Annotated in this window: 13 protein-coding genes; 2 read left to right on the top strand and 11 right to left on the bottom strand. The window is 67.7% G+C overall.

Annotation, left to right across the window (positions count from 1 at the left end):
• Positions 1–15 precede the first annotated feature (15 nt).
• The 11 genes from D9R14_RS11890 to D9R14_RS11935 all read right to left on the bottom strand — a co-directional run bounded on the left by D9R14_RS11890 (position 16) and on the right by D9R14_RS11935 (position 9,746).
• On the bottom strand, positions 16–1,044 hold the full coding sequence (locus D9R14_RS11890; RefSeq protein WP_245420761.1) for an ABC transporter substrate-binding protein: 1,029 nt from the start codon (positions 1,042–1,044) through the stop codon (positions 16–18).
• A 97-nt stretch (positions 1,045–1,141) separates the two neighbouring features.
• Complete coding sequence (locus D9R14_RS11895; protein ID WP_121623548.1) at positions 1,142–2,308, bottom strand: UxaA family hydrolase; 1,167 nt, start codon at positions 2,306–2,308, stop codon at positions 1,142–1,144.
• A gap of 2 nt (positions 2,309–2,310) precedes the next feature.
• Entirely contained in the window at positions 2,311–2,598 is a 288-nt protein-coding gene (locus D9R14_RS11900; RefSeq protein ID WP_121623549.1) for a UxaA family hydrolase, read from the bottom strand.
• Between the two features lie 71 nt (positions 2,599–2,669).
• Positions 2,670–2,795 (bottom strand): hypothetical protein, encoded by a 126-nt coding sequence (locus D9R14_RS23490; RefSeq protein ID WP_281042002.1) that lies wholly within the window; start codon positions 2,793–2,795, stop codon positions 2,670–2,672.
• 34 nt (positions 2,796–2,829) lie between these two features.
• On the bottom strand, positions 2,830–3,723 hold the full coding sequence (locus D9R14_RS11905) for an ABC transporter permease (RefSeq protein ID WP_210210842.1): 894 nt from the start codon (positions 3,721–3,723) through the stop codon (positions 2,830–2,832).
• Positions 3,724–3,730: 7 nt separating this feature from the next.
• The gene (locus tag D9R14_RS11910) at positions 3,731–4,600 is read right to left on the bottom strand and encodes an ABC transporter ATP-binding protein (RefSeq protein WP_121623551.1); all 870 of its coding nucleotides are present in this window, start codon (positions 4,598–4,600) and stop codon (positions 3,731–3,733) included.
• A 54-nt stretch (positions 4,601–4,654) separates the two neighbouring features.
• The gene (locus tag D9R14_RS11915; RefSeq protein WP_184759438.1) at positions 4,655–4,876 is read right to left on the bottom strand and encodes a biotin/lipoyl-binding carrier protein; all 222 of its coding nucleotides are present in this window, start codon (positions 4,874–4,876) and stop codon (positions 4,655–4,657) included.
• Positions 4,877–4,938: 62 nt separating this feature from the next.
• Positions 4,939–6,276 carry an acetyl-CoA carboxylase biotin carboxylase subunit gene (locus tag D9R14_RS11920; protein ID WP_121623553.1) on the bottom strand — a complete coding sequence of 446 codons (1,338 nt, stop codon included), beginning with the start codon at positions 6,274–6,276 and terminating at the stop codon, positions 4,939–4,941.
• A 13-nt stretch (positions 6,277–6,289) separates the two neighbouring features.
• Positions 6,290–7,828: an acyl-CoA carboxylase subunit beta gene (locus tag D9R14_RS11925; protein WP_245420763.1), complete on the bottom strand. Its 1,539-nt coding sequence runs from the start codon at positions 7,826–7,828 to the stop codon at positions 6,290–6,292.
• Positions 7,825–9,090, bottom strand: coding sequence for a CaiB/BaiF CoA transferase family protein (locus D9R14_RS11930; RefSeq protein WP_245420764.1), 1,266 nt, complete (start codon positions 9,088–9,090; stop codon positions 7,825–7,827). Before D9R14_RS11930 ends, D9R14_RS11925 begins: the two co-directional genes overlap by 4 nt.
• A complete protein-coding gene (locus D9R14_RS11935; RefSeq protein WP_121623554.1) occupies positions 9,087–9,746 on the bottom strand; it encodes a GntR family transcriptional regulator in 660 nt (219 codons plus the stop codon). Before D9R14_RS11935 ends, D9R14_RS11930 begins: the two co-directional genes overlap by 4 nt.
• Positions 9,747–10,107: 361 nt before the next feature.
• On the opposite strand from D9R14_RS11935, the gene D9R14_RS11940 reads away from it, so the two are divergent.
• Positions 10,108–11,694 (top strand): acyl-CoA carboxylase subunit beta, encoded by a 1,587-nt coding sequence (locus D9R14_RS11940; RefSeq protein WP_121623555.1) that lies wholly within the window; start codon positions 10,108–10,110, stop codon positions 11,692–11,694.
• A gap of 71 nt (positions 11,695–11,765) precedes the next feature.
• Positions 11,766–12,776, top strand: a complete 1,011-nt coding sequence (locus tag D9R14_RS11945; RefSeq protein ID WP_121623556.1) for an ABC transporter substrate-binding protein — start codon at positions 11,766–11,768, stop codon at positions 12,774–12,776.
• Positions 12,777–12,809 lie beyond the last annotated feature (33 nt).

A 12,809-nucleotide genomic window follows, 5' to 3' on the forward strand; every position in this document is an offset into this window, starting at 1 on the left:
GCTCGGGACGCACGCTCAGGATCCGGGCCGGCTGTGGACCGGCGGGAAGAACACGGCCTTCCAGTCCTCGGGCTTGTTCTTGATGGCGCCGTTGCGCTGCATGAACTCGGCATAGACCATCAGGTGCTGCGGCGAGGAGGTGAAGATCACGTCCGGGTCCTTGATCATCTCCTCCACGAAGTCGAGCGGCAGCTTCGACTTCTCGGCGGCGATGAAGATCTCCGCCGCCTGGCGCGGGTTGGCCTTGATGAAGGCATTCGCCTCCTCCAGCGCCGCCAGCACCACGTCGAAGTACTTCGGATAGGTCTTGAAGAACTTCTCCGTGGTCCACATCAGGATGAAGCTCGTGGAGCCGCCCATCACGTCGTAGGAGGTGAGGATGCGCCGCGCCTTCCCGTCCTTCACCTGCTGGTACATGAAGGGCGGGCTGGTGAAGTTGGCGGTGATCTCCGTGCCGCCGCTCATCATGGCGTTGTGGGCGTCCGGCGGCGCGACCGAGACCGTCAGCTTGTCGAGCTGGTTGTGCTTGCCCTTGCCGAACAGCTTCTCGGCCGCGATCTGCAGCGTCACCGCCTGGGTCGAGACGCCCACGGTCGGCACCGCGATGCGGTCCTTCTCCGTGAAGTCGGCGATGGTCTTCACGTTGGGGTTGATGGTGTTGAGATAGACCGGGATCGACGACACCGCGGCGATGCCCTTGATGTTCAGGTTGCCCTTCGTGCGGTCCCACACCGTGAGCAGCGGACCGGGGCCGCCGGTGGCGAAGTCGAGGTTGCCGGAGAGCAGCGCCTCGGTCATGGCGGCGCCGCTCGCGAGCTGCATGTAGACGCCCTTCACCGGGCCGAGGCCGGCGGCGGCGGCCTGCTTCTCCACCAGCTTCTGCTGGTCCATCACGGTGATCGGCAGATAGGGGATGCCGAACCCCTTGGCGATGCGGATCTCGGTCAATTGGGCGCTCGCGGGTCCGGCGAGCGCGAGGAGGGCGGCGGCACCGGCCGCGGCGCCGACCATATGGCGCAAAGCGTTGGAAACGGTGGCGTTCATGTGCGTTTCTCCCTTCCGAACAGCCGCGTTTGCGCGGTCTCGTTCCGATGTTGGACGGCGCCGGGCGATTGGCGTTGGGTGCGCCCGGCGCCGCCGGTCACGCGCTGCGGTAGAGCTTCGTCATCGAGAATTCCCGGTGGCGCAGCGTCTCCGAGCAGGTGTAGCGGCCGTCGCAGGTGCGCAGCGTCATGTCGATCAATGCCTCCCCGGCCTGGTCGATGTTCATGCGCCGCTTGAGCAGGTCCGAGACGTCGAGGTCGATGTGCTCGGGCATGGTGCGGGCGGTGAGCGGGTTCGCGGTCAGCTTCACCACCGGCATGATGGGATTGCCCACCACGTTGCCCTGGCCGGTGGGGAAGAGATGCACCACGAAGCCGCCGGCCGCCTGCACGGTGAGGCACTCGGCGGCCGCGCTGGAGGTGTCCATGTAATAGAGGCCCGGCCCCTTCTCCGGCGTCTCGGCCGGGCCGAGCACGTCGATGTAGCGGCAGTTGCGGCCGATCTTCTCCAGGTTGCCGAACGCCTTCTCCTCGATGGTGGAGAGGCCGCCCGCCTTGTTGCCCTTGGAGGGCTGGCTGTCGAGCAGGTCGTCCACCTTGAAGCGCGTCACCTCGTCCTGGTAGTCCTGGAACACCTTCATGAACTTGGCGGCGACGTCCGGCGTGGCCGCCCGCGAGGCGCACAGATGCTCGCCGCCGGTGATCTCGGTGGTTTCGCCGAAGCACAGCGTGCTGCCCTTGGCGTCGAACTTGTCGAACAGGTTGCCGACCGTGGGGCACGAGCCGAGGCCGGACGTGGTGTCGCTCTCGCCGCACTTGGTGGCGACCCACAGCTCGTCGATGCCGGCCTTCACCCGCTGCTGCTCGGTGGACCACTTCACGAAGTCCTGCGCGGTCTTGGAGGCCGAGGCGATGGTCGCGAGCTCGCCGCGGCCCTCGATGTGGAAGCCCGCCACCGGCTTGCCGGTCTTGGCGATGCCCTCGACGATCTTCTCGGTCCAGCCCGGCTCGATGCCGATCACCACCACCGCGGCGACGTTGGGGTTGGAGCCGCAGCCGATGAGGGTGCGGAAGTGCAGATCGAGGTCCTCGCCATATTGCAGCCGGCCGTAGGAGTGGGGCAGCGCCATGGTGCCGAACACGAGGCGCTCGACGCCCTCGCAGCAGGCATTGGAGATGTCGTCCACCGGCAGGATGAGGACGTGGTTGCGCACGCCGACGCGGCCGTTATCTCGCCTGTAGCCGTAGAAGTAATCGCGGGCCATCGTCACCACCTGTTGCTCTTGATGTTGTGGTAGTGGACGTAGCCGCCCACCGGGATCGCCTCGACCGCCTTGCCGACATTGTTGCCGTACTCGATGACGTTGGCGCCGTCGTCGATGGCCGCGAGCGCCACCTTGTGGCCGAGGGGGATGTCGGCGAGCACCTTGACGGTGGTCGTCTCGTCCGCATCCATCACCCAGCCCGTCAGGGTCTGGCCCGCTTTGACCCCCTCCACGACGACGACGCCGAGCGTGTCGCCCTTGTGGTGCACGAGGAAGTCCGGTTCTTCCATGGTCTCCTCCCGATATTATTGGTCTTTACTGTCCGTCTTTGGATTTCTTCTTGGACCGCGGCACCGACGGCTCACGCGGTCGTCGGCTGCGGCGCGCCGGCGTGCCCGAGGGCGGCGCCGAGCAGGCCGAATGCATGCATCAATCCCGCCGCACGGAGCGCCTCCACCACCGCCGCGCCGTCGTGCATGTGGGTCATTGTCCTCCTCCCGCCTGTTGCCGGCATGCAGAGGCTAGTTCTGCATGCCCCACTTCTGGACGGTGTGCTTTTCGAGGGTGCGGAAGATCACGCTCTCCACCAGGAGACCGATGATGATGACCATCAGGAGGCCGGCGAAGACGTTGGCGGTCAGAAGCTGGTTGCGGTTCTCGAAGATGTACCAGCCAAGGCCGCCCGAGCGGGACGACACGCCGAACACCAGTTCCGCCGCGATCAGCGTGCGCCAGGCGAAGGCCCAGCCGATCTTCAGGCCGGCGAGGATCGAGGGGAAGGCCGCCGGGATCAGCAGCAGCACCACGTAGCGGATGCCCCTGAGCCCATAGTTCTGCCCCGCCATGCGCTGGGTCTGGGACACCGACATGAAGCCGGTATGGGTGTTGAGGGCCACCGCCCACACCACCGAATGCACGATGACGAAGACGAGGCTCGGAATGCCGAGGCCGAACCAAAGCAGCGCCAGCGGCAGGAGCGCGATGGCGGGCAGCGGGTTGAACATGGCGGTCAGCGTCGAGAGCACGTCGTTGCCGAGCCGCGTCGACACCGCGAGCGTGGTGAGGACCGCCGCCAGGGTGAGGCCGAGGCTGTAGCCGATCAGCAGCACCTGGATGGTCGTGAAGGTGCGATCGATCAGCGGGCCGTGGACCGTCTCCTCGTAGAGCGCGCCCACCACCTCCGAGAAGGATGGCAGCATCAGCGGATTGTTGATCCAACGCGCATAGAGTTCCCAGGCGACCGCCAGAACCACGAGGATGAACAGCCGGCGCAGCCAGGCATAGCCGTAGAGGCGCTCCCACAGGGAGAGCGGGCGCTCCACTGCGCCGACATAGCCGAGCTGTCGGCGATCGGCGGCGCGCTCGGGGCGCACCGGGGGAAGGCGGCGTCCGGCCCTGCCGGCGCCGTCGGACATCGAGACGTCAGCCATGTCGCACCTCCGCAGCTTCGGGCTCGAAATCCTCGGCGAACAGCATTTCGTGGATGCGCAGCTGCAGCGACTGGAATTCGGTGCCGCCCTGATGGGCGTGGGTGAATTCGTGGGAGTTCAGCTCGGCGCGCACCTGGCCGGGATGGGGCGAGAGCACGAGGATGCGCGAGCCGACGATGATCGCCTCCTCGATGGAGTGGGTGACGAACACCACGGTGAAGCGCAGGTCATCCCACAGCAGCAGCAGTTCCTCCTGCATCTTGCGGCGCGTGAGCGCGTCGAGTGCGGCGAACGGCTCGTCCATGAGCAGGATCTTCGGCTCCATGGCCATGGCGCGGGCGATGGCCACGCGCTGCTTCATGCCGCCGGAGAGCATGTGCGGATGCACGTCGTGGAACTTGGTCAGATTGACCTTGGCGATGGCGGCGAGCGCACGCTCGCGCGCCTCCTTGTGGCCCCAGCGGTGCGACACCAGCATGGGGAACATCACGTTCTCCAGCACCGTCTTCCACGGCAGGAGCTGGTCGAACTCCTGGAACACCATCATGCGGTCCGGGCCCGGCCGGTCCACCACCTTGCCGTCGAGCCGGATCTCGCCCTCCACCGGCTTCATGAAGCCGGCGATGCCCTTGAGCAAAGTCGACTTCCCGCAGCCCGACGGCCCGAGCAGCACGAAGCGGTCAGCCTGGTGCACGTCGAATCCCACCTGGTAGGTGGCGGTGACGAGATGGTCCTTGGTCTTGTACTGGAGCGTCACGCCCTCGACGCTGAGGACGGGTGTCTCCTGGCCGTGTTGGCGTCCGGCCGTTGCGGTGTAGTCGTATGCCGTACTCGTCCGTCCTTCCGGAGCGTGTGCGAGCATTGAATCCTCCCTCCGTCGAGCGCCCGGTATTCCGGTGCGCGGCTGCTGGGCTGGTCAGGTCTCGACGATCGCCACCACCTGACCCTCTTGGATTGCGTCTCCCTCGGCCACGGTAATCTCAACGACCACGCCGCCATCTTCCACGATAACAGGAATTTCCATCTTCATGGATTCCAGAATCATCAAGGTATCACCTTCCGCAACGTCCTGTTGCGGCGTGGTCAAAATCTTCCAGACGGTGCCGGTGATTTCAGATTTTATTTCCTGGCGGCTCATTATTTCCTCTCATCATTCCGAAGCCAACGGGACCGCTGCGAATAATTTTCATGCCGCATGACTCATGCGGCCATGACTTCCCCAACGAGACCGGTATGAACCTGCCCGTCGCGGAAGGCCTGCGAGCGCAGGATGGTCTGGAGCGCCGGGATGTTGGTCTTCACGCCCTCGATCACGAACGCATCGAGGGCGGCGGACAGGCGCTCGGTGGCGGCCGCGCGGGTGGCGCCGTGGGCGATCACCTTGGCCACCAGCGGGTCGTAGAAGGTGGAGATCCGGCAGCCCTCGCCATAGCCGGTCTCGACGCGGATGCCCTCCGGCACGCGGAACGTGGAGAGCACGCCCGGCGAGGGCAAAAAGCGCTTGGGGTCCTCGGCATAGACGCGCGCCTGCACCGCATGGCCGCTCACCTTCGGCGGCACGGGCAGCACGGCGTCGATGGGCTCGCCGGCGGCGAGGCGGATCTGGCTCGCCACGAGGTCGATGCCGGTCACTTCCTCGGTGACGCCGTGCTCCACCTGGAGCCGGGTGTTCATCTCCAGGAAGGAGAAGGTGCCGTCCGCATCCATCAGCATCTCGACGGTGCCGATATTGTCGTAGCCGATGTCGGTGAGCACGCGCGCGATCTTCTCGCCCAGCGCCTCGATCACATCGCGCGGCACGCCGGGAGCGACCGCCTCCTCGATGATCTTCTGGTTGCGGCGCTGGGCCGAGCAGTCGCGCTCGAACACGTGGCGCACGTTGCCGGCCCGGTCGCCCACCACCTGGAACTCGATGTGGCGCGGCGTGCGCATGAGCTTTTCGAGATAGATCTCGGCATTGGCGAAGCCGCGCTGGGCCATGGACCGCGAGCGCTCCACCGCCGCCGCGAGCTGGCTCTCGTCGTGCACCGGAAGCATGCCGATGCCGCCGCCCCCGCCCGCCGGCTTCACCATCAGCGGGTAGCCGATGGTGCGGGCGGCGGCGAGCAGATCGTCGATGTTGTCGCTCACGAGCTGGGTGCCCGGCGCCACGGGCAGGCCGCGTTCGGCGGCGAGGTCGCGGGCGCGGGTCTTGTGCCCCATCGCCCGGATGAAGCGCGGCGAGGGGCCGACGAAGGCGATGCCGCGCTCGATCACCTTCTCGGCGAAGTCGGCATTCTCGGAGAGGAAGCCGTAGCCGGGATGGATCGCGCGCGCCCCCACCTTCGCGGCGAGCGCCAGCACCTTCTCCTGGTCGAGATAGGATTGCGGCGCCGGACCGGGGCCGATCTCGTGCGCCTCGTCCGCCTCCTTCAGGAAGGGCAGGTCGGCGTCGGCCTCCGAATAGACGCAGATGGAACGCACGCCGAGCACCTTGCAGGCGCGCACGATGCGGGCGGCGACGGCGCCCCGGTTGGCGATGAGGATGCTCTCGAACATCAGGCGTCCTCCCTCAGAAGCTCGTGGGCCAGGCGCGCATCAGGTGCTGGCCCACCCCATTGGTGAGGCGCAGTTCGTGCGCCTCCAGCATCTGCGCCAGCCAGTCGCGGGTCTCCTCCGGCCGCACGACCGCCTGGGCGGCGTAGATGGAGGCGATGTCCCACACGCTGGTCTCGCGCTGCATCTTCGCGAGCGCCGCGTCATAGGCCGGATCGCCCGCCTCGGCGCCGGTGACGACCGAGGCCGCGAAGGCCGGCTCCATGAAGGAGATCTCGGCGGTGGGCCACACCGCCATCTCGTCCGAGTTCCGCCCGCCGCCCATGTTGAGATAGGCCTGCCCGTAGCTCTTGCGCACCACCACCGAGAGCTTCGGCACGGTGCAGAGCGCGAGCGCGTTCATGAAGTTCATGATCTTGCCCGGCGCGCGGCGCTGCTCGGCCTCCTTGCCGATGATGAAGCCGGGCGTGTCGACGAGGATCACCACCGGGATGTTGAAGCTGTCGGCCATGACGAGCAGGCTCGTGCCCTTCTCGCAGGCATCCACGTCCATGGCGCCGCCCTTGTGGAGCGGGTTGTTGGCGATGATCGCCACGGTGCGCCCGTCGATGCGCGCAAGCCCCGTGAGCAGCGCCTTCCCGAAGCGCGCCTTCAGCTCGAAGAAGCTGTCCTTGTCGACGATGGTGCGCACGATCTTGCGCATGTCGTAGACCTGGGTGCGCTTCTCCGGCATCAGGTCGAGGATGCCGCCCATCTCGGCGCCGGAGCCCTCCGGCACGCTCGCGCGCGGCGGCGCCTGGCGGTGGTGCGCCGGCATGTAGGACAGGAAGGTCTTCACCGCGTCGAGCGCCTGCTGATCGGTGTCCACCACGAGGTCGGCGAGGCCCGTGGTCTCGGCGTGCAGGCGCCAGCCGCCCAGTTCCTCGGGGTCGATCTTCTCGTTGACCGCCTTGGAGACGAGCAGCGGGCTCGACACCGCGAACACCGCGCCCTTGCGCATCACGTTGAAGTCGGAAAGGCAGGCATACCAGGAGGACGAGCCGAAGCAGTGGCCGAGCACGGCGGAGGCCCACGGCGTCTCGCGCATGCGCTGGTACTGTGTCGGGTCGTTGCCGAGCATGGTGCCCATGCCGGCGGCACCCATGGTGTCGGGCATGCGGGCGCCGGAGGATTCGCCGAGGAACACGATGGGCATGCCGCGCGCCGTGGCGGTGCGCTTCATGTGGCCGATCTTGCGCCCGTTGACCGCGCTGGAGGAGGCGCCCTTCACCGTGAAGTCGTTGGAGATCACCGCCACCTCGCGGCCGGCGATCTTGCCGTAGCCGGCGATCTTGCCGTCCGCCGGGGTGCGGCCGCGCTCCTCGGCCATGATGGAGGTGCCGAACAGGCCGCTCTCCACGAACGTGCCGGCATCGAGCAGATGCGCCACCCGCTCGCGGGCATCGAGCAGGCCCTTCTCGCGCCGCGCGGCGAGCTTGGCCTCCCCGCCCATGCCGAGGGCGTGCGCCTTGCGGGCGTCGTATTCGCAGAGCTGGGCGTCCTTCATGGTCGTCATGCCGAAATCCGCTCCCCACTGGCCGCATCCCGCGCGGCCTTGTCCTGTTGGATGACGCCCGCGCGTTCGAGCGCGTCGAGTTCGGCGCCGGCAGTGCCGAGCCAGTCGGCGAGCACGGCGCGCGTGTCCTGGCCGATGCGCCGGCCGGCATGGCGCACAGCGCCCGCGGTCTGCGACATCACCGGCGCGATGCCGGGGATGACCACCTCGCCGAACTCCGCGCTCGGCGCATTCACCAGCATGCCGCGCGCCGCGTAGTGCGGGTCGGCGAAGATGTCGGCCATGGTGAAGATGCGTGTCGCCGGCACCGCGGCGTCGATCAAGAGCGCCTCCAGCTCGGCGCGCGGCAGGCGCACGGTCCACTCGGCGATGATGGCGTCGAGCGCATCCACGTTGCCCACGCGCTGCTTCGCCTTGGCGAAGCGCGGGTCGGTGGAAAGATCGGCCCGCCCCATGGCGGCGCACAGGCGCGCGAACACCGCGTCGCCCATGGCGGTGATGTGGACGAAGCTGTCGTCGGCGGTGGGATAGAGGTTGTTCGGCACGCTGCCCGGCAGCGCCGAGCCGGTGCGCCCCGCCACGTGGCCGAGCTTGTCGTAGGCCGGAACGTGCGGCTCCATGAAGGAGAAGGCGCATTCCGAAAGCGCCGCGTCCACCACCTGCCCGCGCCCCGTCCGGCTGCGGGCGAGCAGCGCCATGGACGCGCCGAAGGCAGCATAGAGGCCGGTGATGTAGTCGGTGAGCGAGACCGAGACGCGGGCCGGCGGGCGGTCCGGATCGCCGGTGATGTGGCGCATGCCGCTCACCGCCTCGCCGATCACGCCGTAGCCCGGCCGCGTGCTGTAGGGCCCGGTCTGGCCGAAGCCGGAGATGCGCACCAGAACGAGGCCGGGATTGACGCGGCTGAGCACGTCGTAGCCCATGCCCCACTTCTCCATCGAGCCGGGACGGAAGTTCTCCACGAGCACGTCGCAGCGCGCCGCCATCTCGCGCACCAGCGCGCGGCCGGCTTCGGTGCGCATGTCGAGGCTCACGAGGCGCTTGTTGCGGAAGATGCTGGCGGCGTAGAGGGACTTGCCCTCCATCATCTTGCCCATGGTGCGCACCACGTCGCCCTCGGGCGGCTCCACCTTCACCACCTCGGCGCCGAAGTCCGCCAAAAGGCGGCCGCAGAACGGCCCCGCGACGGTGGAGCCGAGCTCAAGCACCTTCATGCCGGCCAGCGGGCCGGCGCCGGGGGATATGGCGCGGGGATCGCTCACAGCACGTAGGCCTCGAACCTCTTGAGGAAGGACTTGGCGCTGCGGATGTTGGCGCGCGCGCAGCGCTCCGCCTCGTCCGGATCGCCGGCGCGCAGCGCCGCGAGCGTCGCCCGGTGCTCGGCGAGGCCGGTGGCCATGCGGCCCGGCAGCACGATGATGCGGCGGATGATGACCTTGGTCTGGTCGCGGATGGAATCGAGCGCGTCGCTCAGCACCGGATTGGCGGCGGCGGCGACGAGGCGGCGGCGCATGCCGTCCAGCTCGGTGACGAAGGCGCTCACGTTGGCGTCCTCCACATAGCGTGCCATGGGGCCGTCGAAGGTCTCGGTGAGGTCCTGCCAGGAGGCCGGATCCGCCTTCTCGGCGGCGAGCCGCGCGCACAGGCCTTCCAGCATCTCGCGCACCTCGTAGAGCGCGAACACCTGCCCCACCTCCAGGCGCACCACCACCGCGCCGCGATTGGGCTCGCGGCGGATCAGGCGGCGCTGCTCAAGGAAGCCGAGCACCTCGCGGATGCAGGCGCGGGAGACGTCGAACTCCTCGGCCAGCTCCACCTCCTGGAGCTTGCTGCCGGGCGGCAACTGATGCCCCGAGATGCGTTCCCGCAGGATCAGGGCCACCTCCGCCGCCGTGCGTCCGTCACGCGCCTTCCCCACGCAAACCTCCGTTCCTCACAAGCGTCTTGACGCCATGAAAGTTACATTCGACACTTCTGTCAACAAAAGTATCTGCATTATTGCACTGCAAACGTCGACAAAAGTGTCGACACAATAAAATGAGGGAGGCCGATGACCGGTGCCGCCTGTGGCTGGGAGCCGAAAACCATTTCGATTGAAAGATTTTCTGCGGACCCGGTGGCCGCTGTTCCGGCGCGGTGCCGAGCGTTCGGGCATGGCCAAGCCCGCGATGCGGCGACGCAAAATTTCCAGATGAACCTTCGCACACGCAACATCATTGCGCGCCCGGCATCCCTGCTCCGCAGCGCCTGCCCCCTCCCTACCCTCGGGAAGACCGACCATGAATGAGCGCCCCGCCCTGCCCGAAAGCTGGGCTGCAGAAGCCGCCGAAATCGCCGAGCGCCGCCGCCATGCCGAGGGCCTCGGCGGACCCGAGGCGGTCGCCAAGCACCATTCCGTCGGCCGCCTCACCATCCGCGAGCGCATCGGCGGGCTGGTGGATCAAGGCTCGTTCCAGGAGGTGGGCGGCCTGACCGGCCAGGCCCGCTACGAGGACGGCAAGCTCGTGGGCGTCACCCCGGCGCCCTACGTGATGGGCCTCGCGCAGATCGACGGCCGGCCGGTCGCCGTGGGCGGCGAGGACTTCACCGTGCGCGGCGGCACGAGCTGGGGCGGTTTCCGCCGCAAGGGCGGCCAGGGCGGGTTCGTCGAGGACCTCGCCGCCAACTACCGCATTCCCCTCGTCAGCCTGATCGACGGCGCCGGCGGCACGGTGACGAGCGCGCGCCGGCGCGGCTACACCGTGTTCCCCGGCGTGGACAGCTTCGACCGCTCCATCGAGCTGCTCGGCAAGGTGCCGGTGGTGTGCGCGGTGATGGGCACCGCCGCGGGCGGCCCGGCCGGGCGCGCCATCCTCGCCCACTGGTCGGTGATGGTGAAGGGCACGAGCCAGGTGTTCGCCGCCGGCCCGCCGGTGGTGGAGCGCTCGCTCGGCCAGAAGATCGACAAGGAGGAGCTGGGCGGCGCCGCGGTGGCGGTGGACATGGCCGGCACCATCGACAATTTCGCCAAGGACGAGGCCGCCTGCCTGGAGATGATCCGGCGCTACCTCTCTTACATGCCCGCCAACGTCTGGGAGCTGCCGCCGGTGGTGCCGGCCGGCGATCCGGTGGACCGCATGGAAGAGGCCCTGCTCTCCATCGTGCCGCGCGAGCGGCGCCGGCCCTACGACATGCGCCGCCTCATCAAGCTGATCGTCGACAAGGACTCGGGGTTCGAGATCCAACCCTCGTTCGGCAAGTCGGTCATCACCCAGTTCGCGCGGCTGAACGGCAAGGTGGTCGGCATCGTCGCCAACAATCCCATGGTCAATGGCGGCGCCATGGACGTGAAGGCGGCGCGCAAGCAGACCCATTTCATGGAGCTGTGCGACTGCTTCAACATCCCGCTCATCTTCCTGGTGGACGTGCCGGGCTTCATGGTGGGCCAGCAGGCGGAGATCGCCGCCACGCTGCGCGAGGGCATGCGCTGCGTCTATGTGGGCGGGCAGCTCTCGGTGCCCACCATCACGCTGGTGATCCGCAAGTGCTACGGCATGGCCGGCATGGCCACCACCTCCAAGCGCGGCCTCGACCTCAAGATCGCCTGGCCCTCGGGCGAATGGGGCTCGCTGCCGGTGGAGGGCGGCGTCGCCGCCGCCTTCAAGCGCGAGATCCAGGCCGCGCCCGACCCGCTGGCGCGCGAGCACGAGATCGAGACCGAGCTCCGGGCGCTGGCTTCGCCTTTGCGCACCGCCGAGGCGTTCGCCGTGGAGGACGTGATCGACCCGCGCGAGACGCGGCCCTACCTCATCCGCTTCATCGACGCTGCCCAGGGGGCGCTGGCGCAGAATGTGGGTCCCAAGCTCAAGGCCGGCGTCCGGCCCTGAAGAAGCCGCCACAGAGCGGCCAAAGCCGGCGGCAAGCCGCCGGCGACTGCAACGACAAGAGGAGGAAGACCATGGGAGTTCTCACCCGCAGGGCAGCCTTCGCGCTCGCCCTCGCCGCCGGAGCCGCGCTCGCCGTGCCGGCTCATGCCGAGGTATCCAAGATCCGCATCGCCAAGGGTTTCGGCATCAGCTACCTGCCGCTGCTGGTGATGGAGCACGAGAAGCTGTTCGAGAAGCACGCCAAGGCGGCCGGGCTCGACAGCACCACCGAATGGCTGGTGGTGGACGGCGGCACGGTGCAGGCCAACCTGCTGATCGGCGGCAACCTGGAGATTTCCTCCGGCGGCCTCGGCCCGCTGATCACGGTGTGGGACCGCACCAAGGGCAACATGGACGTGAAGGGCATCGCCTCGATCAACTCCATGCCGCTCTATCTCAACACCATCAATCCCAACGTGAAGACCATCAAGGACTTCACCGACAAGGACCGGATCGCGCTGCCGGTGGTGCGCACCTCGATCCAGGCCGTGGTGCTGCAGATGGCGGCGGAGCAGGCGTTCGGCCCCGGCAAGGCCAACGAGCTGGATCGCCTGACGGTCGCCATGGCCCACCCGGACGGCGCGGCGGCCCTGATGTCGGGCCGCACCGAGGTGACCGCCCATCTCACCGCCCCGCCCTTCATGTACCAGGAACTCCAGGACCCCAAGGTGCACCGCGTCTTCTCGTCCTATGACGTGGTGGGCGAGCCGCACACCTTCAATGCGGTGTGGACCACGGCGAAATTCCGCAACGAGAATCCGAAGACTTACGCCGCCTTTGTCGCGGGACTCAACGAGGCGATCGAGAATATCAACGCCGACAAGCTGAAATATGCGCGCTTCTACAAGGAATACGACAAGTCGAAGCTGGACCAGGCCTTCATCGACGCGATCATCACCAAGCCGGAGGTGATCTACACGATGGCCCCCCAAGGCACCATGGCGTTTGCGAAATTCCTGAACCAGGTGGGCTCGGTCAAAAACAAGCCCGCCGGTTGGCAGGACCTGTTCTTCCCGGAAGCGCACCAGCTCAAGGGAAGCTAGGGTCCGCCGCACTGCGGCCGGGCCACCCTGACC

This window comes from Xanthobacter tagetidis, from assembly GCF_003667445.1.
GTDB classification, from domain to species: domain Bacteria; phylum Pseudomonadota; class Alphaproteobacteria; order Rhizobiales; family Xanthobacteraceae; genus Xanthobacter; species Xanthobacter tagetidis.

Excerpts from the sequence above, each read along its gene's own strand:
- D9R14_RS11890 (WP_245420761.1), bottom strand. The coding sequence starts at position 1,044 with ATGAACGCCACCGTTTCCAACGCTTTGCGCCATATGGTCGGCGCCGCG.
- D9R14_RS11895 (WP_121623548.1), bottom strand. The coding sequence starts at position 2,308 with ATGGCCCGCGATTACTTCTACGGCTACAGGCGAGATAACGGCCGCGTC.
- D9R14_RS11900 (WP_121623549.1), bottom strand. The coding sequence starts at position 2,598 with ATGGAAGAACCGGACTTCCTCGTGCACCACAAGGGCGACACGCTCGGC.
- D9R14_RS23490 (WP_281042002.1), bottom strand. The coding sequence starts at position 2,795 with ATGACCCACATGCACGACGGCGCGGCGGTGGTGGAGGCGCTCCGTGCG.
- D9R14_RS11905 (WP_210210842.1), bottom strand. The coding sequence starts at position 3,723 with ATGTCCGACGGCGCCGGCAGGGCCGGACGCCGCCTTCCCCCGGTGCGC.
- D9R14_RS11910 (WP_121623551.1), bottom strand. The coding sequence starts at position 4,600 with ATGCTCGCACACGCTCCGGAAGGACGGACGAGTACGGCATACGACTAC.
- D9R14_RS11915 (WP_184759438.1), bottom strand. The coding sequence starts at position 4,876 with ATGAGCCGCCAGGAAATAAAATCTGAAATCACCGGCACCGTCTGGAAG.
- D9R14_RS11920 (WP_121623553.1), bottom strand. The coding sequence starts at position 6,276 with ATGTTCGAGAGCATCCTCATCGCCAACCGGGGCGCCGTCGCCGCCCGC.
- D9R14_RS11925 (WP_245420763.1), bottom strand. The coding sequence starts at position 7,828 with ATGACGACCATGAAGGACGCCCAGCTCTGCGAATACGACGCCCGCAAG.
- D9R14_RS11940 (WP_121623555.1), top strand. The coding sequence starts at position 10,108 with ATGAATGAGCGCCCCGCCCTGCCCGAAAGCTGGGCTGCAGAAGCCGCC.
- D9R14_RS11945 (WP_121623556.1), top strand. The coding sequence starts at position 11,766 with ATGGGAGTTCTCACCCGCAGGGCAGCCTTCGCGCTCGCCCTCGCCGCC.